Annotated in this window: 13 protein-coding genes; 8 read left to right on the top strand and 5 right to left on the bottom strand. The window is 74.1% G+C overall.

Annotated elements, in window-relative coordinates:
• Positions 1 to 31: 31 nt before the first annotated feature.
• From ACFVVU_RS26140 to ACFVVU_RS26130, 3 genes are all read right to left on the bottom strand, one after another.
• Positions 32 to 439, bottom strand: a complete 408-nt coding sequence (locus tag ACFVVU_RS26140; RefSeq protein WP_387792522.1) for a hypothetical protein — start codon at positions 437 to 439, stop codon at positions 32 to 34.
• Positions 436 to 1,011, bottom strand: a complete 576-nt coding sequence (locus tag ACFVVU_RS26135) for a universal stress protein (protein WP_380683563.1) — start codon at positions 1,009 to 1,011, stop codon at positions 436 to 438. The genes ACFVVU_RS26140 and ACFVVU_RS26135 overlap by 4 nt, the downstream gene beginning before the upstream one ends.
• A gap of 124 nt (positions 1,012 to 1,135) precedes the next feature.
• Positions 1,136 to 1,861, bottom strand: a complete 726-nt coding sequence (locus ACFVVU_RS26130) for a TetR/AcrR family transcriptional regulator (protein WP_387792520.1) — start codon at positions 1,859 to 1,861, stop codon at positions 1,136 to 1,138.
• A gap of 369 nt (positions 1,862 to 2,230) precedes the next feature.
• Between ACFVVU_RS26130 and ACFVVU_RS26125 the strand changes: the two genes are divergently transcribed.
• From ACFVVU_RS26125 to ACFVVU_RS26100, 6 genes are all read left to right on the top strand, one after another.
• Entirely contained in the window at positions 2,231 to 3,730 is a 1,500-nt protein-coding gene (locus ACFVVU_RS26125; protein WP_387792518.1) for a carboxyl transferase domain-containing protein, read from the top strand.
• A 505-nt stretch (positions 3,731 to 4,235) separates the two neighbouring features.
• Complete coding sequence (locus tag ACFVVU_RS26120) at positions 4,236 to 11,177, top strand: DUF6923 family protein (protein ID WP_387792516.1); 6,942 nt, start codon at positions 4,236 to 4,238, stop codon at positions 11,175 to 11,177.
• 605 nt (positions 11,178 to 11,782) lie between these two features.
• On the top strand, positions 11,783 to 12,157 hold the full coding sequence (locus tag ACFVVU_RS26115; RefSeq protein ID WP_380715351.1) for a transglycosylase SLT domain-containing protein: 375 nt from the start codon (positions 11,783 to 11,785) through the stop codon (positions 12,155 to 12,157).
• Between the two features lie 280 nt (positions 12,158 to 12,437).
• Positions 12,438 to 13,658 (top strand): ROK family transcriptional regulator, encoded by a 1,221-nt coding sequence (locus ACFVVU_RS26110; protein WP_380681234.1) that lies wholly within the window; start codon positions 12,438 to 12,440, stop codon positions 13,656 to 13,658.
• Between the two features lie 81 nt (positions 13,659 to 13,739).
• Entirely contained in the window at positions 13,740 to 14,765 is a 1,026-nt protein-coding gene (locus ACFVVU_RS26105) for a hydroxyacid dehydrogenase (protein ID WP_387792514.1), read from the top strand.
• 3 nt (positions 14,766 to 14,768) lie between these two features.
• On the top strand, positions 14,769 to 16,061 hold the full coding sequence (locus ACFVVU_RS26100) for a sulfatase (protein ID WP_387792512.1): 1,293 nt from the start codon (positions 14,769 to 14,771) through the stop codon (positions 16,059 to 16,061).
• A 7-nt stretch (positions 16,062 to 16,068) separates the two neighbouring features.
• Here the strand turns inward: ACFVVU_RS26100 and ACFVVU_RS26095 are convergent, their stop codons facing one another.
• Positions 16,069 to 16,524 (bottom strand): HD domain-containing protein, encoded by a 456-nt coding sequence (locus tag ACFVVU_RS26095; protein WP_380681227.1) that lies wholly within the window; start codon positions 16,522 to 16,524, stop codon positions 16,069 to 16,071.
• A gap of 146 nt (positions 16,525 to 16,670) precedes the next feature.
• On the opposite strand from ACFVVU_RS26095, the gene ACFVVU_RS26090 reads away from it, so the two are divergent.
• Positions 16,671 to 17,597: an AEC family transporter gene (locus ACFVVU_RS26090; protein ID WP_387792510.1), complete on the top strand. Its 927-nt coding sequence runs from the start codon at positions 16,671 to 16,673 to the stop codon at positions 17,595 to 17,597.
• Between the two features lie 104 nt (positions 17,598 to 17,701).
• On the top strand, positions 17,702 to 18,955 hold the full coding sequence (locus tag ACFVVU_RS26085) for a GNAT family N-acetyltransferase (protein ID WP_387792508.1): 1,254 nt from the start codon (positions 17,702 to 17,704) through the stop codon (positions 18,953 to 18,955).
• A gap of 50 nt (positions 18,956 to 19,005) precedes the next feature.
• On the opposite strand, the gene ACFVVU_RS26080 is transcribed toward ACFVVU_RS26085, so the two are convergent.
• On the bottom strand, positions 19,006 to 21,027 hold the full coding sequence (locus ACFVVU_RS26080) for a hypothetical protein (protein WP_387792505.1): 2,022 nt from the start codon (positions 21,025 to 21,027) through the stop codon (positions 19,006 to 19,008).
• Between the last annotated feature and the right edge of the window lie 27 nt (positions 21,028 to 21,054).

Below are 21,054 nucleotides of genomic sequence, written 5' to 3'. Positions count from 1 at the left end.
ATCCTCATGTGAGCGTCGTCGAGTTGACACATCATAGGGGAACCCGGTCGGGCTTCGGATCGACCGTCACCCGCCCGTGTCGCCGGGGAACCGCGCGGTCGCGGCGAGGTCCGCGCCGGGCTGCGGCGCGCAGCGCGAAGGCGAGGGCGGCGGCGGTGAGGAGCAGGAGGTGGGCGGCCTCGGCGGCGGGGTCGGTGAGGGCGAGGGTGCCGTGGCGGTGTTCGACGAAGCCGTTGTGGAAGAGCCAGCCGGCGAGGCCGATCAGCGGGGCGGCCGCCGGGTGGGAGTGGCGGCCGACGGCGGCGGCGAGGGCGGTGTAGGCGGTGAGGGCCACCCAGGTGGGACGGAGTTCGCCGAGGACGGCGAGGACGGGGAGCAGCGCGGCGGAGGCGGTGAGGGCGACGGCGAGCGCCGCCGAGGGGGCGAGGCGGGCGGTCACGCCGTCACCGTCAGGCGGGTGCCGGGGTGGCGCCGCAGGGCCTCCAGTTCGCGCTGGAGCGGCGGTTTGGGGACGGCGAGGACCGCGCAGGTGGCGTGCCGCGTGCAGTAGGCGGTGATCGACGGGTGCAGGACGCGGGCGAGGGCGCCCCGCCCGCCCGCGCCGAGCACGAGCAGGTCGTCCGGCCGGTCGGCGCAGCGCACCAGGGCCTGCCCGGTCTCGCCGCGGACGGCGACGGCGCGCAGCCGGACGCCCGCCCCGGCGCCGGCGAAGGCCTGGTCGAGGGCGTCGTGCAGCCGGGTGGCGGCGGCCTCGCGGCAGGCGGTCAGCAGCGGCGGGCAGGGTGAGCGGCGGTAGCCGAACTCGCCGCCGACCGGGGTCCAGCAGTGCACGGCGAGGACCTCGGCGTCGAGGCGGCGGGCCTCGGCGACGGCGCGGTGCAGGGCGGCGAGGCTGCCGAGCGAGCCGCTGACCCCGACCACGACGCGGCCGCGGCCGTCGTCCTCGGGGCAACGGGGTGTGCCGGGGAGGTCTGTCGGCTGCTCGTCCGCCATGGTGCTGTCCGTCCTCACGGGTGGTGGCTGGTGTCGTCGGGTCCAGCCAAGCCGTGGCGGAGGGGGGCGGGCGGTTCGTTGACGCAGCTCTGACGCGCACGGGCCCGGTCCGTACGGGTTCCTGACGCGCGGTGGACTCCGGTCAGGCGGTGCCCGGCCCGGCACCCGGCGCGGTGCCCGGCCCGTCGGCCTCCCAGAGGTCGGCGAACATCCGGTCCAGGTGCTCCTCGCCGATCGGCGGGACGGGCAGCGGGTGGGTGGCGCGGGTGCGGAAGCCGTCGAGCAGCAGGGCGAGGTAGCGGCGCCACAGGTCGGGGCGCAGGTCTGCGGCGGCGGGCAGGGCGCGGCAGAGCGGGCCGAGCATGAACAGCAGGTCCATGGTGACGACGTCGGTGCGCAGGGTTCCCTGCTCCTGCGCGCGGGCGACCAGCGTGCCGACCGTCACGGCGTTGCGGCGGCTGATCTCGATCATCCCGGGGACGGCCGGGATGGCCTGGGTGACCAGGTCGTTGATGCCCCGGTCGGCGGCGACCAGTTCGAAGATCCGCGCGAAGTAGCGTTCGATGGCGCTCCAGGCGTCCTCGGTGGCGAGCGCCTCGGCCCCGGCCTCGTCGAGCAGGTGGGCGGCGTCCGCGAAGACCTCGCCGATCAGCGCCTCACGGGTCGGGAAGTGCCGGTAGAGCGTGGCGTTGCCGACGCCCGCCTCCTTGGCGATCTGGTCGAGCGGTACGTCCAGCCCGTGCGCGGCGAAGAGGTCGCGGGCGGTGGCGAGCAGCAGGTCGCGGTTGCGCTGCGCGTCGCGCCGCAACCGCGCCGGGGGGTTCGCCCCGGTGGGGCCGCCGGTGCCGTTCGTCCTGCTCGCTGCCATGCCCCGACCCTAGCAACCCGGGCGGTCCCCGCCGGGCCGGCCGGAGCGGCGGCGGCGCGCCCGGCGGGACGGTGGCCGGGGGGCCACCGGTGGAAGAACAGGTGGCGGCGGGGTCCGGGCGAGGCGGCGGTGACCTGCGAGGACGCGGGGGACCGGTGCGCAAGGCCGACTGGACGGCCGCGGACGCCTGCCGCGCCCGGGGCCGGTGGTGGTCCGCCGCCCTGTCCTCGGGCCGAGCCGCGCCTCGACCTGTCGCCCCCAGGCTGTCGACCTCCTCACACCCGCCGCCCAATCCGCCTCCGCGCCCTGCCGTCCGCCTAGGGTGATCTTCCTCGGCGCGGACCCGGATCGGGCGATGGGGTGGAGCAGATGAGCGTTTCCCTGACGGCACACCAGCTGATCGGGCTGCTGGTCGACCCCGGCAGCTACCGGAGCTGGGACGAACCGGGCACCGCCGAGCCCGCCGACCCCGGCTACCGGGCGAGCCTCACCCGGGCGCGGGAGCGCACCGGCGTGGACGAGGCGGTGGTCACCGGCCTCGGCCGGATCGGCGGGGAACCGGTGGCCCTGGTCGCCTCCGAGTTCGGCTTCCTCGGCGGCTCCATCGGCGTGGCCACCGCCGAACGGATCACCCGCGCCGTGGAGCGGGCCACCGCCGAACGCCTCCCGCTGGTCGCCCTCCCGGTCTCCGGCGGCACGCGGATGCAGGAGGGGTCCGCCGCCTTCCTCTGCATGCTGCGGATCACCGCCGCCGTGCAGGCCCACCGGGCCGCGGGCCTGCCGTACGTCACCTACCTGCGCAATCCCACCATGGGCGGGGTGTTCGCCTCCTGGGGCACCCTCGGGCAGCTGGTCCTCGCCGAGCCCGGCGCACGGCTCGGCTTCCTCGGCCCGCGGGTGTACGAGGAGCTGCGGGGCGTCGGGCTTCCGCCCGAGGTGCAGCGCGCCGAGACGCTCGCCGAACGCGGCCTGGTCGACGCGGTGGTGGCGCCCGAGGAACTGCGCGAGGTGCTGCGCCGCGCGCTGTCCATCCTGACCCGTCAACCGCTGCCGGCCCCTTCCCCCGCCTCTCCCCGCACGGAGCCCGCCGAGCGCCCCGATGCCTGGCAGGCCGTCCTCAGCACCCGCCGCCCCGACCGTCCGGGCACCCGGGAGCTGCTGCGCCGCACCACCGAGGAGCTGGTCCTGCTCGACTCCCCCGGCGGCCGCGACGGCGCCCTCGTCCGCGCACTCGCCGTGCTGGGCGGGCAGCCCGCCGTGGTCGTCGGCCAGGAACGCCGGGCCGGCACCCGGGAACGTCCCTTCACCGCCGCCGACCTGCGCGCAGTCCGCCGCACCGCCCGCCTCGCCGAGCAGCTCGGCCTGCCGCTCGTCACCGTGGTCGACACGGCGGGCGCCGAGCTCTCCGTCCAGGCCGAACTGGACGGCGTGGCCGTCGAGATCGCCCACTGCCTCACCACCCTGCTCTCCCTGCGGACGCCCGTGCTCGCCGTCCTGCTCGGCCAGGGCTCCGGCGGCGGCGCGCTGGCCCTGCTCCCCGCCGACCACGTCCTCGCCGCCGCCAACGCCTGGCTCGCCCCGCTCCCCCCGGAAGGCGCCTCCGCCATCGTCCACCGTGACGGTACCCACGCGCCCGACCTGGCCCGCTCCCAGGGCATCACCGCCCACGACCTGGCCGCCGTCGGCCTGGTCGACACCGTGATCGCCGAACTCCCCGACGCCGCCGACGAGCCCGCCCCCTTCTGCGCCCGCCTCGGCCACGCCGTCGCCACCACCCTGGCCACCCTCACCGCTACCCCCGAACCCACCCGCCTCACCGCCCGCACCACCCGCCACCGCCGCCTGGGCGACGTCCTCGACCTGCCCTGACGGCCGTTTGCGGCGTGGGAAGTCGGCCGATCCGACTTCCCACTCCCCCGGCCCGCAGCACTTCGCCCCGCCGAGCCGGAGCTCGGCGGGGCGAAGTGCTGCGGGCGGCTGTGGGCCGATGTCGGATCAACCTCTCAAAACAGACACGTGGATAACTTGTGCGCATATACGACAAGTTTCAATGATTCGGTGCTTTACTCCCGTCTCAAGATCAGGTCCCCACTGCCCTGATCCCGGTGCGTACACGGAGGTCTGACGCCGTGCGTGCCGAAGCTTCCGACCTGGAGGGATGTCCGGAGTGAACTGGTCAAAGCGGGAGCCAACATCCGCCGACGGGCACGGGCGGGCGGTCACGCCCCGGCCCGGCGCGGGCGGGACGAGTCGGCCGAGGCGGCTCGGCCGCACATCGCGGCAGATAGCCGGGGGGTACTGAATGAGCACCACGGTTCGCCGCTCAGGGCGGCACCGGGGGCGGCCGCGCCGCTCACTCATCGGATTGCTGGTGATGGCCCTGCTGATCGGAGCGGGCGCCGTCGCGTTCCCGTTCCTCGCCGCGCCGCAGTCGCACGCGGCGGCGGGTGACCCGTTCAATCCGGCGGACCCCCAGGTCTTCATCGCGCAGGAATCGCCGACGCGGTTGTACCGGTCGATCACCGGAGCATCCGGCAGTGTCACCTTCCAGCCGGAAGGTCCCGTCGCCTCGACCTCCTACAACGCCATCAGCTACAACCCGGCGGACAACTACCTGTACGGCATCGACACCGGCACGACCCCCGGTGCGGTCGTCCGGATCGGGCAGGGCGGCGTCGTCACCCGCGTCGGTACCGACATCGTGCCGGGCACCGGGATCAACTGGGGCGCCTTCGCGCCGGACGGGAGTCTCTACGTCGGCAACAGCTCGACCGACACGGTCTACCGGGTCAATGTCGCCACCGGCAAGGTGACCGCGACGATCAAGCTGTCCGCGGTACCGAACGCATGGGATCTCACCTACGCGAACGGCTACTTCTGGGGTGTCGACACGAGCGGCTACCTGGTCCGCGCGGATCTCCTTGGAGCGGCCAAGACGGTCACAACGTTCCCCGCCGCGACGGTGACGCTGGGCGCCGGTGGCTTCGGTGCCGCCTGGACGTTCGGCAACGACAACATCGGCATCTCTGAGAACACGTCCGGAACGGTCTACCAGATCAAGATCACCAATCCGGCGGCCGCGAACCCGACGTTCACCCTCGTCTCCTCGTCACCGGGACCGGCGAGCGCCTACAACGACGGCGCGGCCTCGCTTGGTCAGCCGACCGACCTGTCGATCGTGAAGAGCGGTCCGGACGTGGTGAGGCCGGGCACCACCGTGACGTACACGCTGAAGGTGAAGAACAACGGGCCCGGTAACGCCAGCGGTTACACCGTCTCCGACACCGTCCCGGCGCCGCTCACCAACGTGAAGACCACGGCGCCCGGTTGCACCGTCGCCGGCAACACGGTGGTGTGTGTCGGCGGGCGCACCCTCGCGGGGGTCGAGAACACCATCACCATCACGGCGGACAGCCCCGCCACGATGACCGGCTGCGTCACCAACACCGGCGCGGTGCTGGCCAATGAGCAGGATCCGACGGCCGGCAACAACCAGTCCTCGGTGAAGACCTGCGCCGCGGCGCCGGCGCTGACGGTGAAGAAGTCGGCCGACCCGGGCACCGTGAGCAAGGTCGGCGACAGCGTGAAGTACTCCTTCGTGCTGACCAACACCGGAAACGTCGAGCTGTCGAACCCGGGTGTCACCGAAACGGCGTTCTCGGGCAGCACGCCGCCGGTGATCGACTGCCCGGCCGGTCCGCTGGCCCCGGGTGCGTCGCTGACCTGCACCGCCACCTACGCCGTCACCCCGGCCGACCTGGACGCCGGCTCGATCAAGAACACCGCCACCGCGCACGGCACCGCTCCGGGGTCCACCACCCCGACCGTCTCCCAGCCGGACTCGGCGACGGTCACCGCGACGTCCAACCCCGGCCTGAAGGTGGTCAAGTCCGCCACCACGAGCCGGCCGGACAAACTGGTCCTCGGTGAGCAGATCGCGTACAGCTTCGTGGTCACCAATACCGGCAACGTCACGCTGAAGGACGTCAAGGTCAACGAGACCGGGTTCACCGGCACCGGCACCCCGCCGGTCGCGACCTGCCCCGCCGGTCCGGCGGCCGCGCTGGCCCCCGGCGCGGATATGACCTGCACCGCCACCTACACGGTGACCCAGGCCGACGTGGACGCCGGCTCCATCAAGAACACCGCCACCGGCACCGGCAACCCGCCGACCGGCCCGCCGCCGGTCTCCCCGCCCAGCGAGGTGACCGTCCCGGCGCCGTCCGACCCGGCGCTGACCGTGGTCAAGTCCGCCTCCACCGACAAGCTGGTCGCCGGCGAGAAGATCACGTACAGCTTCCGTGTCACCAACACCGGCAACACCACGCTGAAGGACGTCAAGGTCACCGAGACCGCGTTCACCGGCAGTGGCACGCTCGACCCGGTGACGTGCCCGAGCGGTGCCGCTTCGCTCGCTCCGGGCGCCTCCGTCGTCTGCACCGCCGGGTACACCGTGACGCAGGCCGACGTGGACGCGGGTTCGGTGAAGAACACCGCCACCGCGACCGGTACCCCGCCGAGCGGCCCGCCGCCGGTCTCCCCGCCGTCCGAGGTGACGATCACCGAGCCGCCGGCTCCCGCGATGACGGTGGTCAAGTCGGCCACCAGCAGCCGGCCCGACAAGCTCGTCCTCGGTGAGCAGATCACCTACAGCTTCGCCGTCAAGAACACGGGCAACGTCACGCTGAAGGACGTCAAGGTCACCGAGGGCGCGTTCACCGGCAGCGGCACCATGTCGCCGGTCACCTGCCCGAGTGCCGAGGCCGCCTCGCTGGCCCCGGGCGCCACCGTCACCTGCACCGCCACGTACACGGTCACCCAGGCCGACGTGGACGCGGGCTCGGTCAAGAACAGCGCCACCGCCACCGGCACCCCGCCGACCGGACCGCCGCCGGTGTCGCCTCCGTCCGAGGTGACCGTCCCGGCACCGAACGACCCGAAGCTCACGGTGGTGAAGTCGGCTTCGACCGGCAAGCTCGTCGCCGGTGAGGCGATCACCTACACGTTCGGGGTGAAGAACACCGGCAACGTCACGCTGAAGGACGTGAAGGTCACCGAGGGCGCGTTCACCGGCACCGGCACGCTCTCCCCGGTCACCTGCCCCACCGCCGAGGCCGCCTCGCTGGCCCCCGGCGCGACGATGACCTGCACCGCCACCTACACCGTCACCCAGGCCGACGTCGACGCCGGCTCGGTCAAGAACAGCGCCACCGCCACCGGCAACCCGCCGACCGGACCGCCGCCGGTGTCGCCTCCGAGCGAGGTCACCATCACCGAACCCCCGGCTCCGGCACTGGCGGTGGCCAAGACCTCCTCCACCGAGAAGCTGGTGGCCGGCGAGAAGATCACCTACAGCTTCCGCGTCACCAACACCGGCAACGTCACCGTCAAGGACGTCAAGGTCACCGACGGCCCGTTCACCGGCAGCGGCAAGCTCGACCCGGTCGTCTGTCCGGCGGAGGCCGCCTCGCTCGCGCCCGGCGCCACCGTCACCTGCACCGCCGGCTACACGGTGACGCAGGCGGACGTGGACGCGGGTTCGGTGAAGAACAGCGCCACCGCGACCGGTACGCCGCCGAGCGGCCCGCCGCCGGTGTCGCCTCCGGGTGACGTCACCATCACCCAGCCCCCGGCTCCCGCGATGACGGTCGTCAAGTCCGCCACCAGCAGCCGGCCCGACAAGCTGATCGTCGGCGAGACGATCACCTACAGCTTCGTCGTCAAGAACACCGGCAACGTGACGTTGAAGGACGTCAAGGTCACCGAGGGCCCGTTCACCGGCAGCGGCACGCTGTCCCCCGTCACCTGCCCCACCGCCCAGGCGGCCTCGCTGGCGCCCGGTGCGGAGATGACCTGCACCGCCACCTACACCGTCACCCAGGCCGACGTCGACGCCGGCTCCGTCAAGAACACCGCCACCGCCACCGGCGTCCCGCCGACCGGACCGCCGCCCGTCTCGCCTCCGGGTGAGGTGACCGTCCCCGGGCCGTCGGAGCCGGCGCTGACCGTGGCCAAGACCGCGACCAGCAGCCGGCCCGACAAGCTGATCGTCGGCGAGACGGTCGCTTACAAGTTCGCGGTGAAGAACACCGGCAACGTCACGCTCAAGGACGTCAAGGTCACCGAGGGCGAGTTCACCGGCACGGGCACACCGCCGGCCATCACCTGCCCCGCCACCGAGGCCGCCTCGCTGGCTCCGGGCGCGACGATGACCTGCACCGCCACCTACACCGTCACCCAGGCCGACGTGGACCGGGGCTTCGTCCGGAACACCGCGACCGCGACCGGCGTCCCGCCGACCGGCCCGCCGCCGGTCTCCCCGCCCAGCGAGGTGACCGTCCCGGCGCCGAACGAGCCGGCACTGACCGTGGCCAAGACCGCCACCAGCAGCCGGCCCGACAAGCTGATCGTCGGCGAGACGATCACCTACAGCTTCGTCGTCAAGAACACCGGCAACGTCACCCTCAAGGACATCACGCTCAACGAGGGCGAGTTCACCGGCACCGGCGAGCTGTCGCCGCTCGCCTGCCCCACCGCCGAGGCCGCCTCGCTGGCCCCCGGCGTGACGATGACCTGCACCGCCACCTACACCGTCACCCAGGCCGACGTCGACGCGGGCTCCATCAGGAACACCGCCACCGCCACCGGCGTCCCGCCGACCGGACCGCCGCCGGTGTCGCCTCCGTCCGAGGTGACCGTCCCGGCACCGAACGACCCGAAGCTGACCGTGATGAAGTCGGCCTCGACCGGCAACCTCGTCACCGGTGAGCAGATCACGTACAGCTTCGCGGTGAAGAACACCGGTAACGTCACGCTGAAGGACGTCAAGGTCACCGAGGGCGCGTTCACCGGCGCCGGCACGCTCTCCCCCGTCACCTGCCCCAGCGGCGCCGCTTCGCTCGCGCCCGGCGCCACCGTCACCTGCACCGCCACCTACACGGTCACGCAGGCCGACGTGGACGCGGGTTCGGTGAAGAACAGCGCGACCGCGACCGGTACGCCGCCGAGCGGCCCGCCGCCGGTGTCGCCGCCGTCCGAGGTCACGGTGACCACGCAGGACCAGCCCGGTCTGTCCGTGGTGAAGTCCGCCTCGACCGGCACGCTGGTCGCGGGTGAGGAGGTCGTCTACAAGTTCGAGGTGAAGAACACCGGCAATGTCACGCTGAAGGACGTCAAGGTCACCGAGGGCGCGTTCACCGGCAGCGGCACGCTGTCGCCGGTCACCTGCCCGAGCGGGGCCGCCTCGCTCGCGCCGGGCGCGACCGTCACCTGCACCGCCACCTACACGGTCACGCAGGCCGACGTGGACGCCGGCTCCACCAAGAACACCGCCACCGGTACCGGCACCCCGCCGCGCGGCGAGCCGCCGGTCTCCCCGCCCACCGGGACGACCATCACGACGACCGACCAGCCCGGCCTGTCCGTGGTCAAGACCGGCCACAGCAGCAAGCCGAACGAGCTCGTGGTCGGCGAGCAGGTCCGGTACGACTTCACGGTCACCAACACCGGCAACGTCACGCTCAAGGACGTGAAGGTCACCGAGGGCGCGTTCACCGGCACCGGCACACTGTCGCCGGTCACCTGCCCCACCGCCGAGGCCGCCTCCCTGGCCCCCGGCGCGTCGACGACCTGCACCGCCACCTACACCGTCACCCAGGCCGACGTCGACGCCGGCTCCATCAAGAACGCCGCCACCGCCACCGGCACCCCGCCGCGCGGCGAGCCGCCCGTCTCCCCGCCGTCCGAGACGATCGTCCCGGCGCCGGAGAAGCCCGCGCTGGCGGTCGTGAAGACCTCCTCGACCGGCACGCTCGTCGCCGGCGAGCAGGTCACCTACAAGTTCGCCGTCACCAACACCGGCAACGTGACGCTGAAGGACGTCAAGGTCACCGAGGGCCAGTTCACCGGCCACGGCAAGCTCGACCCGATCACCTGCCCCAAGGAGGCCGCCACCCTCGCCCCCGGCGCGACGGTACTGTGCACCACCACCTACACCGTCACCCAGGCCGACGTGGACGCGGGCACGGTCAAGAACAGCGCCACCGCCACCGGCACCCCGCCCAAGGGCCGGCCGCCGGTGTCGCCGCCGTCCGAGACGACCATCACGACGGACGACCAGCCCGGCCTGTCCGTGGTCAAGTCCGCCTCCACCGGTCAGGAGGACAAGCTCGTCGCCGGCCAGAAGATCACCTACAGCTTCGCGGTGCGCAACACCGGCAACGTGACGCTCAAGGACATCAAGATCACCGAAGGCGACTTCACCGGCCACGGCAAGCTCGACCCGATCACCTGCCCCAAGGAGGCCGCCACCCTCGCCCCCGGCACCACCGTCACCTGCACCGCCGGCTACACGGTGACCCAGGCCGACGTCGACGCCGGCTCGGTGAAGAACACCGCGACCGCGACCGGCACCCCGCCGCGCGGTGAGCCGCCGGTGTCGCCCCCGTCCGAGGTGGAGCTGCCGCAGGCGCCGAAGCCCGCGCTCGCGGTGGTCAAGTCCGCCGAGACCGAGAAGCCCGGCAGGCTGGTCGCCGGTGAGAAGGTCACGTACCGGTTCGCCGTCACCAACACCGGCAACGTCACCGTCAAGGACGTGAAGGTGACCGAGGGCGAGTTCACCGGCACCGGCAAGCTCTCCCCCGTCACCTGCCCGAAGGACGCGGCCTCGCTCGCGCCCGGCGCCACCGCCACCTGCACCGCCGCCTACACGGTCACGCAGGCCGACGTCGACGCCGGCACGATCAGGAACACGGCCACCGCCACCGGCACCCCGCCCAAGGGCGAGCCGCCGGTGTCGCCCCCGTCCGGGATCACCGTCCCCTCCGACGGTCGCGGCGCGCTCGGCCTCACCAAGACCGCCGAGGTCACCGACGTCAACGGCAACGGCAGGACCGACACCGGCGACCGCATCGACTGGAAGCTCACCGTCGCCAACCAGGGCACCGCCACCGTCACCGGCATCAGGGTCGACGACCCCACCGCCGGCGAGGTGACCTGCCCGAGGAGCAGCCTGGCCCCCGGCGAGACGATGCTGTGCACCACCAAGCCGCACACCATCACCGCGCAGGACGCCCAGCACGGCAAGGTCGTCAACACGGCCACCGCCACCGGCAACGGCGTCACCTCCCCCGAGGCCACCGCCACCGTCAAGGTCGAACCCGACCCGGTCACACCCGGCAAGCCCGCCGAACCCGGCCCCACCGGCATCCTCGCCCGCACCGGCACCGCCGTCCTCACGGTGGTCGGGATCGCAGGCGCACTGCTGATCATCGGCGGACTCGCCCTCGCCCTCACCAGGCGCCGCCGCAACAACTGAAGCGGCGCGACCGGTGACAGCCGGAGAACCGATCGGTTCTTGTAACCGGATCGCCTGAGAGTGCCCCGCCGGGTGTCACGGAATCCATCCGTGACACCCGGCGGGGCACTGCCGTGAGGAGTTCCCCCCACCCGAAGTCCCCGTTCGGGCACCCCCGTTGTGGTGCCGGTCTCAGATCAACCGCGACTCGGCGTGGTGGCGCCGGTGGCGGTGGGTGACGGGCGGGGGTGCCGGGCGGTGAGTGCGCTCACAAGGATTCCCTCGGCACGACGGACGGTAGTGCTCGGGCCGATACCCGGGCGGGGGTGAAAGCGTCGCAGGTCAGGGGCCTCGGCGGGGGGCCTTCGAATCGACGGAGCGCGGGATCGCTACGACGGGGCGTCGTAGTGGAGGGGTCTTGGCAGCGGGCAAACCCGTCTGGCAACAATTGGTCTCGTCGCCAGCCGCACTCGGTACCTGTCCCACCGGAGTGCGGCTCTTCACAACGACTGTCCGGCGTACGCCCCGCGACCGTTTCGGCCCCTGTCCGGCCACGGTCCGGGCGGGGCGAACGCCGGCCCAACCTGATTGAGGTCTTGTTCTTCATGCCCGCTTTCAAGCTTCGTATGCGTTCCTCCGCCGCCGTTCTCGCCGGTGCCGCCGCCGTGACCGCCCTGGGTGCCGGCCTGGTGCCCGCCGCCGCGTCCGCCGCGACCCCGTCGCCGCAGACCATCGCCGCGCAGATCGTCCCGGCGAACCAGCTCAACTCGTTCAGCCAGATCATCGCCCACGAGTCCAGCTGGAACGTGACCGCGACCAACCCGTCCTCGGGCGCGTACGGCCTGGCGCAGGCGCTGCCGGGTTCCAAGATGGCCTCGCACGGCTCCGACTGGAAGACCAGCGCCACCACCCAGATCCGCTGGGCGCTGGACTACATGAACGAGCGCTACGGCAGCCCGAACAACGCCTGGGCGTTCTGGCAGACCCACCACTGGTACTAAGCCGACCAGTAGCGGTACTCGACTTCACCGGACCATCTGTCCCCCCTCACCCCGGGGTCGGACAGGGATCACCGGGGTGACCCACGGCCCGGCCGCGCGCAATCCGCGCGGCCGGGCCTTCGGGCGTTCCCGGGCCGGTCGGTGCCGGTCGGGGCCGGGAGGCTCGGACATCCGGGCCGGAAGGCTCGAATATCGAGGCCGGGGGGCTCGGATATATTCGGGCCGAGACGAAGTCCCGCCACCGCTCGGGCCCCGCCCGGCCCCGCCCGAGGAGCACCCGGTGCCCAAGTCCCCCCGCACCCCGGCGACCGCCACCACCCAGACCGTGGCGCAGGTCAACCAGACCGTGCTGCTGGAGGTGCTGCGCCGGCACGGGTCGCTGTCCCGGCAACGGCTGGCGGCCGAGAGCGGGCTGTCGACGGCGACCGTGCACCGGCTGGTCGAGGTGCTGCGGGCGGCGGGCCAGGTGGTGGTGGAGGCCGAGCGCGCGCCGTCCAGCGGGGGCCGCCCGCCGCAGCTGATCCGGTACAACGCCGGGGCGCAGACCGTCCTCGCGGTGGCGATGCGTCCGCGCCGGATCGTCGGGGTGGTCGCCGACCTGCACGGCAGCGTGCTGCACGAGGCCGAGCACCACTGGGCGGCGGGCCTCGGGCCGGAGCGCGTCCGCGAGCCGTCCGCCGAGGACCTCACCGGACCGCTGCTGGCGCTGGTCGACGGGCTGCGGGCGTGGGCCACCCGGCACGCGGGCGCGCCGCGCGCGCTGGTGGTCGGGGTGCCCGGGGTGGTCCGGGACCGGACCGGGCTGGTGGAGTTCGCCCCGGCGCTGGACTGGCCCGGGCTGCGGCTGCGCGCGCTGCTGCACGAGCGGCTGGGCGTCCCGGTGGCGGTCGAGAGCAATGTGGACCTGGTCGCACTGGCCGTGCAGCACGGCGAGGCGGGCGCCGGGGTGAGCGACCTCGCCGCGGTGGTGGTGGGGATCGAGGTCGGCGCCGGCATCGTGCTGGACGGCCGGCTGCACCGGGGCCGGCTGGGGTCGGCGGGGGCGCTGGGGTACCTGATGGGCGACCGCCGGGCGCTGGACCGTCCGCTGGGCCGCACCGGCGACACCCAGGCCCGGATCGGCGACCACGCCGTCGACCGGCGGATCGCCGAGGCCGGGCTGACCGTCTCGGGGACGTCGGCCGAGCGGGTCGCCGAGCTGTTCCGGCTGGCACGGGAGGGCGTGCCGGCGGCGGGGCGGCTGGTCGACGAGTTCACCGACGACCTGGCCCTGCTGGTGGCCAATCTGACGAGTGTGCTCGGCCCCGAGCTCGTCGCGCTCGGCGGGCGGCTGCTCTGGGAGAGCGGCGGCGAGATGCTGCCCGCGATCGAGTCCCGGCTGCAGGGGCGGGTGCCGGTGCTGCCGCGGCTGATGATGGTGCACTCGACCACCACCGAGCTGGTGGGCGCCGCCGCGGCGGCCGTCCGGCTGGCCGACGGGGCCACCTTCATCACGCGCTGAGCCGCCCCGGGCGCACAACCTCCGGAGCGCAGGTCGGCCACAGGTCCGCCTGACTATTTCTCAATGTGATAGAAACTCCTCGTGGCCCATCGACCCAAGGAGATCCGGATGTTCGCGGCCGCCTTCGCCATGGACCCGGTCCGCTTCCCCGATGTCTACGGCCCCGAGGCGCGCGCCCGGGTGCTGGCACGCGCGGACGTCGTCGAGGACCTGGCCGAACCGGGCGGGGTCTGGGGCCGCGAGCGGCTCGACGCGGCGCCGGACGCGCTGCGCGAGGTCGAGGTGCTGCTCACCGGGTGGGGCGGGCCCGTACTCGACGCGGCGGCGCTGGAGCGGATGCCCCGGCTGGCCCTGGTGCTGTACGCGGCCGGGTCGGTGCGGCGGATCATCACCGAGGAGTTCTGGGCGGCCGGCATCCCGATCGTCACCGCCGCCCACGCCAACGCCGTACCGGTCGCCGAGTTCACCGTCGCGCAGATCGTCTACGCGCTCAAGGACGGCTGGCGGCACGTGCTCGCCGCCCGCGCCGCCCGAGCGCCCGTCCGGTCCGGCCGGGCCCCCGGCGCGTACGGGGCCACCGTCGGCGTGCTGTCGCTCGGGGAGACCGGGCGGCTGGTCTGCGAGCGGCTGCGCGGCTACGACCTGCGGGTGATCGCCCACGATCCGTACACCGCACCGCCGCCGGGGGTGCGGGCGGTCGGCCTGGACGAACTCTTCGCCACCGCCGACGTGGTGAGCGTCCACACCCCGCTCGTCCCGGAGACCCGGGGACTGGTCGGCCGGCGCCTGCTCGCCTCGATGAAGCCCGGCGCCGCCCTGGTCAACACCGCGCGCGGCGCCGTCCTCGACGAGCCGGCCCTGCTCGACGTGCTCGCCGAACGGCCCGACCTGTTCGCGGTCCTGGACGTCACCGATCCCGAACCGCCGCTGCCCGGCTCACCGTTGTTCACCCTGCCGAACGTCGTGGTCACCCCGCACCTGGCCGGCAGCCAGGGCCTGGAGCGGCGGCGCCTCGGCGACCTGGTGGTCGGCGAGTTCGAGCGGTGGGCCCACGGCGAACCGCTCCGCCACGCCCTGGAGCGCGGCGCCTACGAACGGATGGCCTGACCCGTGTCGAGCCACCTGCCCGACGTGCTGGTCGTCCTGACGGACCAGCAGACCGCCGACGCGATGGGCGCCGCCGGGAACCCGCACCTGAGCACCCCGCACATGGACGCGCTGGCCGCCGCCGGCACCCTCTACCGGCAGGCGTACTGCGCCCAGCCGCTGTGCGCGCCCTCCCGGGCCAGCCTGCTCACCGGACAGCTGCCCAGCGCGCTCGGCGTCACCGGCAACGAGGCCGCCGCGCCCGACGGCACCGCGCCGGAGCCGCTGCTGGGCCGGGTGTTCGCCGAGGCCGGCTACGACTGCGCCTACGGCGGCAAGTGGCACCTGCCCGAACTCGACCTGCCCGAGGGCCGCGGCTTCCGCCGCCTCCACCCGGCCGGTGACGACGCCGCACTCGCCCGCGCCGCGGCCGCCTTCCTCCGCACGCCGCACCCCCGCCCGTTCCTGCTGGTGCTCTCGTTCCTGGAGCCGCACGGCATCTGCGAATGGGCGCGCGGCCAGCAGCCGAAGACCGGCCCGCTGCCCGCCCCGCCGCCCGTCGCGCAGTGCCCGCCGCTGCCCGCCAACTTCCCGCCCGCACCGTACGAGGCACGGCTCCCCCGGCTCGCCCAGCGCGCCTGGGCGCACACCCACCCCACCGCCGAGTGGCGCGAGGACGACTGGCGGCGCTACCGGCAGGCGTACTACGCGCTGGTCGAGCGGGTGGACGCGAACCTCGGCGCGGTGCTGGCCGCCCTGCGCGAGCACGAGCGGACGACCGGCCGGCAGACCGTCGTGGTGTTCACCTCCGACCACGGCGACGGCACCGGCGCGCACGGGTGGAACCAGAAGTGGGCGTTGTTCGAGGAGTCGGTGCGGGTGCCGTTCCTGGTCAGCGGGCCCGGCGGCACGCCCGGCGAGGTCAGCGACCGGCTGGTCTCCACCGGACCGGACCTGCTGCCCACCCTCTGCGACCTCGCCGGGATCCCCGTGCCGCCCGGCCTGCCCGGGCGCAGCGTGCGGGCGCCGGAGCCCCGGGAGAGCGTGGTGGTGGAGACCCGCTGGGAGCTGCCCGGGTTCAACAACGCGCTAGGCCGGATGATCCGGGACGAGCGGCACAAGTACGTCTGCTACGCCTGGGGGGACCACCGGGAGCAGCTGTTCGACCTCACCGAGGATCCGGGCGAGATGGTCAACCTGGCGGTGGACGCCCGGCATTCGGCGCTGCTGGACCGCTTCCGCGCGCTGCTCGCCGGGCACTGTGCCCGAACCGGCGACCCGTTCGCACGCTTCGTGCCGGTCACCGACGAGAGTTGACGGCCCGTCAGTCGGATTCGGGGTCCAGGCCGAGCAGTTCGCGGGTACGGCGGTACTTGGCGGCGAGGCGTTCGGCGGTGGCCGGGTCCAGGCTCGCCAGCCGGTCCGGCGCGGAGTTGTGCGCGAGGTCGGCCTGCTTGACGACGAGGGCGCCGGGGGTGGCCAGGATGCGCGCGGTGTACTCCTCCAGCGGCTCGCCGGGCCGTTTGGTGAGCGCGTCCACGATCGCCTTGGTGGTGTCGCCGAGGGCGGCGCCGGCCAGCCACTCACGCGTCAGCGCGTCGTCCTCGACGGCGTCGTGCAGCCAGCCGGCCGCGATCTGCTCCTCGCTGCCGCCGCGCTCGGCGACGCCGTGGGCGACCGCCGCCAGGTGCTCGGTGTAGGGACGGCCGTTCTTGTCGGTCTGCCCCGCGTGCGCGTTCCGGGCGATCCGCTCGACCTCGGCCAGGCTCAGGTACTCCACGCCGCCATGGTAGGCGCAGGGCCCGCCGGGCCGCGCGGGGGCCCGCCCGTGGCGGCCGTGCGCCCGGCTGATTGACTTCCGGCGTCCCGCCCACCAGGCCCCGCCGGGCCCCGCCGGGCCCCGCCCGCGACCGCACCGAGGGAGTCATGCCCAGCCTGCACCCGCTGCTGTCCGGTTTCGCCCCGATCTGGGCGCTGACCGGCGTCGGCTACCTGCTCGGCCGCAGCCGCCTGCTCGGCGAGCACGCGGAGCAGGTGCTGAATCGTTTCGTCTTCCATGCGGCCATGCCCGCGGCACTGTTCCTGATGATCGCCCGCACGCCGCTGGACCGGTTCGCCAATCCGTCGATGGCGGCGTTCGTCGCGGGCACGGTGGTCGCGGGCGGGCTCGGGCTGCTCGCCTCGCAGCGGCTGTTCGGGCGCGGAGTGCCGGAGCGGGCGCTCGGCGCGATGGCCGCCGGCTACGTCAACTCGGCCAACCTGGGCATCCCGGTGGCGGTGCAGGTGCTCGGCGACGCCTCCTTCGTGGGCCCGGTGGTGCTGTTCCAGATCCTGCTGGTCACCCCGGTGGTACTGACCGTCCTCGACTCGCGGCGCGCCGGACTGCGGGCCGCGCTCACGCTGCCGCTGCGCAACCCGATCCTGCTGGCCGTGGGGCTCGGCGCCGCGGTGTCGGCGACCGGGTGGCACCCGCCCGCCGAGCTGAGCCGTTCCTGCGAACTGCTCGGCGGCGCGGCCGTGCCGACCGCCCTGGTGGCGCTCGGCCTCTCGCTCTGCCACCCGCCCGCCGTCACCGGCGCCTCCCGCTACCTGGAGGTCGGGACGGCGGTCGCGCTCAAGACCGTCGTCCAGCCGCTGACGGCCTGGGCGGTCGGCGCGCTGGTGCTCGGCCTGCCGGCGCACCAGCTGCTCACCGTGGTGCTGTTCTCCGCCCTGCCGACCGCTCAGAACGCGTTCACCTACGCACGCGAGTACGGCCACGGAGCCGCCTTCGCCCGGGACTCGGTGCTCGCCTCGACGCTGGTCTCGATGGCCACCCTGTCCCTGGTCGCCTGGGCCCTCGGCCCGGGCTGAGACAACCGGCCGGAGAGGGCGGGCCGAACGGACGGGACCGGTCCGGGCGCACCGGCCCGGGAAAACCGGTCGCGCCCGAACCTCCGCCGGACTAGAAAGGGCGGATGACCGACGCGCGCCCGACCTTCCGCCCGATCATCCGCCCGCTGGAGGCCCACGAGTTCGACGGCTGGGCCCGGGTCCTCACCAACACCTACGGGGAGGACACGGACGGGGCGGAACTCGCCGCCGAGCGCGCCGTCCTCGACCTCGACCGCTCCCTCGCCGCGTTCGACGAGGACGGCGAACCGGTCGGCGGAGCCGCCGCGCACATCCGCCGGCTCACCGTGCCCGGCGCCGAACTTCCCGTCGCCGGCGTCACCTGGGTCGGCGTCTCCCCCACCCACCGCCGCCGGGGTGTCCTCACCGCCCTGATGCGCCGCCAGCTCGACGACCTGCGCGCACGCGGCACCGAGCCGATCGCCGCCCTGCGCGCCTCGGAGGCCGGCATCTACGGCCGCTTCGGCTACGGCCCGGCCACCCGGGGCGCGCTGTTCCACGCCGACAAGCGCCTCCTGCGGCTGCGCCCCGGCACCGACCTCGGCACGGGAACCGTCCGGCTCCTGGACGCCGGGCGGGCCCGGCCGCTGGTCGCCGCCGTCTACGACCGGGTTCGCCGCGAGCGGGCCGGCTGGCCGGACCGCACCGAGCCGTTCTGGGACGCCCGGCTCCGGGACGACGCGGGCTCGCGCGGCGGCGCCACCGCCCTGCGTCACGCCGTCCACCGCGCGGCCGACGGCACCCCCGACGGTTATGCGCTGTACCGGCTCAAGGACGACGGCGGGAACAGCGCCGTCCGGGTCGTCGAGGTGACCGCCGCGACGGTCCCGGCGTACGCGGCGCTCTGGGACCACCTCATCGGGATCGACCTCTTCTTCCGGCTGGAGTACGAGGGCGCGCCCGACGAGCCGCTGGTGCACCTGCTCACCGACCCACGCGTCGCCCGGGTCAGTACCGTGGACCGGCTCTGGGTCCGGCTGGTGGACGTCGGCCGCGCGCTCGCCGCCCGCCGGTACGCCACGCCGCTGGACGTCGTGCTCGACGTCCAGGACGACTTCTGCCCGTGGAACGCCGGGCACCACCGGCTGGTGGCCGACGGCGACACGGTCTCGTGCGAGCCCACCACCGCTCCGGCCGACCTGCGGCTGTCCGCGGCCGAGCTCGGCGCGGCCTACCTCGGCGGCACCACACTGGTTTCGCTCGCCGCCGCCGGCCGGGTGACGGAGTTGCGCCCGGGGGCGCTGGACGCCTGCAGCACGGCGTTCCGGGGAGCGCGCGAGCCGTTCTGCCCGGCCGGGAAGGCCTTCCCGGCCTACTGAGCGCGACGGCGCCCGCCCCGGGCTCCGACCGGGGGCGGGCACCGTGCGATTCACCGGTCCCGGACGGCGATCAGCTCGCGGCCGCGCAGCGTGTACAGCACGCCGGCATCGTCGGCCGCGACCCGGGCTCCGCTGTACCACTCGGCGTCCACCTGGACGAGCACGGTGGCGGCCAGCGTCACGGGGTCCAGGCGGAAGAGCGTCTTCTCGCTGATCCCGTACAGCCGGCCGCGGGCGACCAGCAGCCGCGGGTTGGCCGAGGTGATCGCCCGCAGGTCGGAGCGGACGTCGATCACCGGGGCGCGGCCCGGCCGGGCGGTCCGCAGGTCCGCGGCGAAGGCCTGCCCGTTCACCGTGATGCCGAACAGCCGGTGCCCGTGCACCTCCAGGCTGCTGATGCCCGAGCCGAAGTCGGTGGTGGTCCGCCACAGTTCGCGCCCGGCCACCGGGTCCCAGGCCGCCAGGTCGCCGCGCGGGCCGGCGGTCTTGGCGTTGTCGCCGCCGAGGAACGCCTGTCCGTGCCCGGCCGCCACGGCCCGCACCAGCTGCTCCGGGCCGAGCGGGTCGACGTGCACGGTCGGCTGCCCGCTGCCGGGGCGGTAGGTGACGAACGAGCCGCCGCCGGTGGTGTCGGCCTGCACGCCGAGCAGCAGCAGGCGGTGCTCGTCGTCCCAGCGCACGGTCTGCGGGCGGTTCTGCTCCTGCGGCAGCCTCGCCTCCTGGACCGGCACCTCGTCGGCCCACGGCCGGTACCGCCAGATCCCCTGCGAGGAGTAGACGCCCAGGTAGAGGGTGCCGTCCTCGAGGACCACGGTGTCCTTGGCCTCGCCGGGGACGGGGAGCTTCCGCACCGTCCCGGCGTTCAGGTCGTGCAGCGCGACCGAGCCGTTGCCGCCGACGTACACCCGGCCGTACCGGGCGGCCACCGACATGCCGAGCTGCGCCTCGGCGGGCGCACCGGCGGCCACCAGGTCGGTGGTGGTCACGGCGCCGGTGCTGGTGGAGAGGGTCCAGGCGGTGCCGCCCTCGGTGACACCGGCCAGGGTGTCACCGATCCGGCCCAGGCCCCAGGAGTTGCCGTCGGGCACGGGCACCGCGAAGGCCTCCGGAGCGTCCGCGCCGAGCCGGTAGCGCCAGACGGTGCCGTGCTCGGTGGAGGTGAACCAGACGGTGTCGCCGAGGCGTTGGAAGTTGGTGACGCTCTTGGTGCCCGGCACCGGGAAGGAGCGCAGCACGGCATGGGTGGCCGGGTCCAGCAGGGCGACGTGGGCGGGCCTGCCCTCGGTCGAGACGGCGAGCAGGTCGTCGCCGAGGGCGGTGATCTGGCGCACGATGGTGTCGGCCGCGAGCTCGGGCGGGGTGATGTCGGCGACCCGGCCGGTGGCCCGCTCGACCGCGAACAGCGAGGCCAGGGTGGCCCCGCCGCCGCCCGCGAGGTTGCTGCCGACGCCCAGGTAGGCGTGGGTCGCGGTGGCCTCGACGGCCCGGCCCTGGGTGGCGCCCGGCGCGGGCGAGGCGACCTCGGAAAGCACACCGGTCGCGGGGTCGTAGGCGTACAGCCCGGGGCCGGCCGCCCGGCCCTTCTGCCGGCCGGTGGCGAACAGCACGCCGTCGGGGGCGACCGCGACGTCCCGCACGTCCGCGCCGGGCACGGTGGCGAGGCCGCGCACGCTGCCGTCGGCCGGGTCGAAGCGGTAGAGGTTGGCGGCCTTCGGCGCGTCCGTGACCCCGAGGTACAGCACGCCGGCGTGGGCGGCCGAGCCCTGCACGAAGTTGCCGGTCGGCAGGACGGCGGTGCCGGTGACGCGGCCGGTCGGCACGTGGTAACCGACCACCTTGGCCGGGGCCAGGTTGCGCGAGCCGATCCAGAGCGTCTCACCGATCAGGGTGGCGCTCATCAGCGGGAAGTCGGCGTTGCCCGGGCCGAGTCCGGTCACCTCGGGGGTGCCGGACGGGCGGCGCGGCGCGGCCTGGGCGGGCCCGGCGCCGAGCGCGCCGGCCGCCGTCAGGGCGGTCACGGAGGCCGCGCCGCGCAGGAGTTGGCGGCGGGACGGTCGAGCGGACGGCGTCATGGTGTTCCTCGGAGGAGTCGGATCGGG

The sequence above is a fragment of the Kitasatospora sp. NPDC057965 genome, assembly GCF_042887135.1.
Classification (GTDB): Bacteria; Actinomycetota; Actinomycetes; order Streptomycetales; family Streptomycetaceae; genus Kitasatospora.
Note: the sequence above shows the minus strand (reverse complement) of the source record. Positions and strands in the feature narration are given on the sequence as shown.

Bases quoted from the DNA above. Each gene is read 5' to 3' on its own strand.
- ACFVVU_RS26120 (WP_387792516.1), top strand. From the start codon at position 4,236: ATGGCCCTGCTGATCGGAGCGGGCGCCGTCGCGTTCCCGTTCCTCGCC.
- ACFVVU_RS26080 (WP_387792505.1), bottom strand. From the start codon at position 21,027: ATGACGCCGTCCGCTCGACCGTCCCGCCGCCAACTCCTGCGCGGCGCG.
- ACFVVU_RS26130 (WP_387792520.1), bottom strand. From the start codon at position 1,861: ATGGCAGCGAGCAGGACGAACGGCACCGGCGGCCCCACCGGGGCGAAC.
- ACFVVU_RS26115 (WP_380715351.1), top strand. From the start codon at position 11,783: ATGCGTTCCTCCGCCGCCGTTCTCGCCGGTGCCGCCGCCGTGACCGCC.
- ACFVVU_RS26090 (WP_387792510.1), top strand. From the start codon at position 16,671: ATGCCCAGCCTGCACCCGCTGCTGTCCGGTTTCGCCCCGATCTGGGCG.
- ACFVVU_RS26085 (WP_387792508.1), top strand. From the start codon at position 17,702: ATGACCGACGCGCGCCCGACCTTCCGCCCGATCATCCGCCCGCTGGAG.
- ACFVVU_RS26125 (WP_387792518.1), top strand. From the start codon at position 2,231: ATGAGCGTTTCCCTGACGGCACACCAGCTGATCGGGCTGCTGGTCGAC.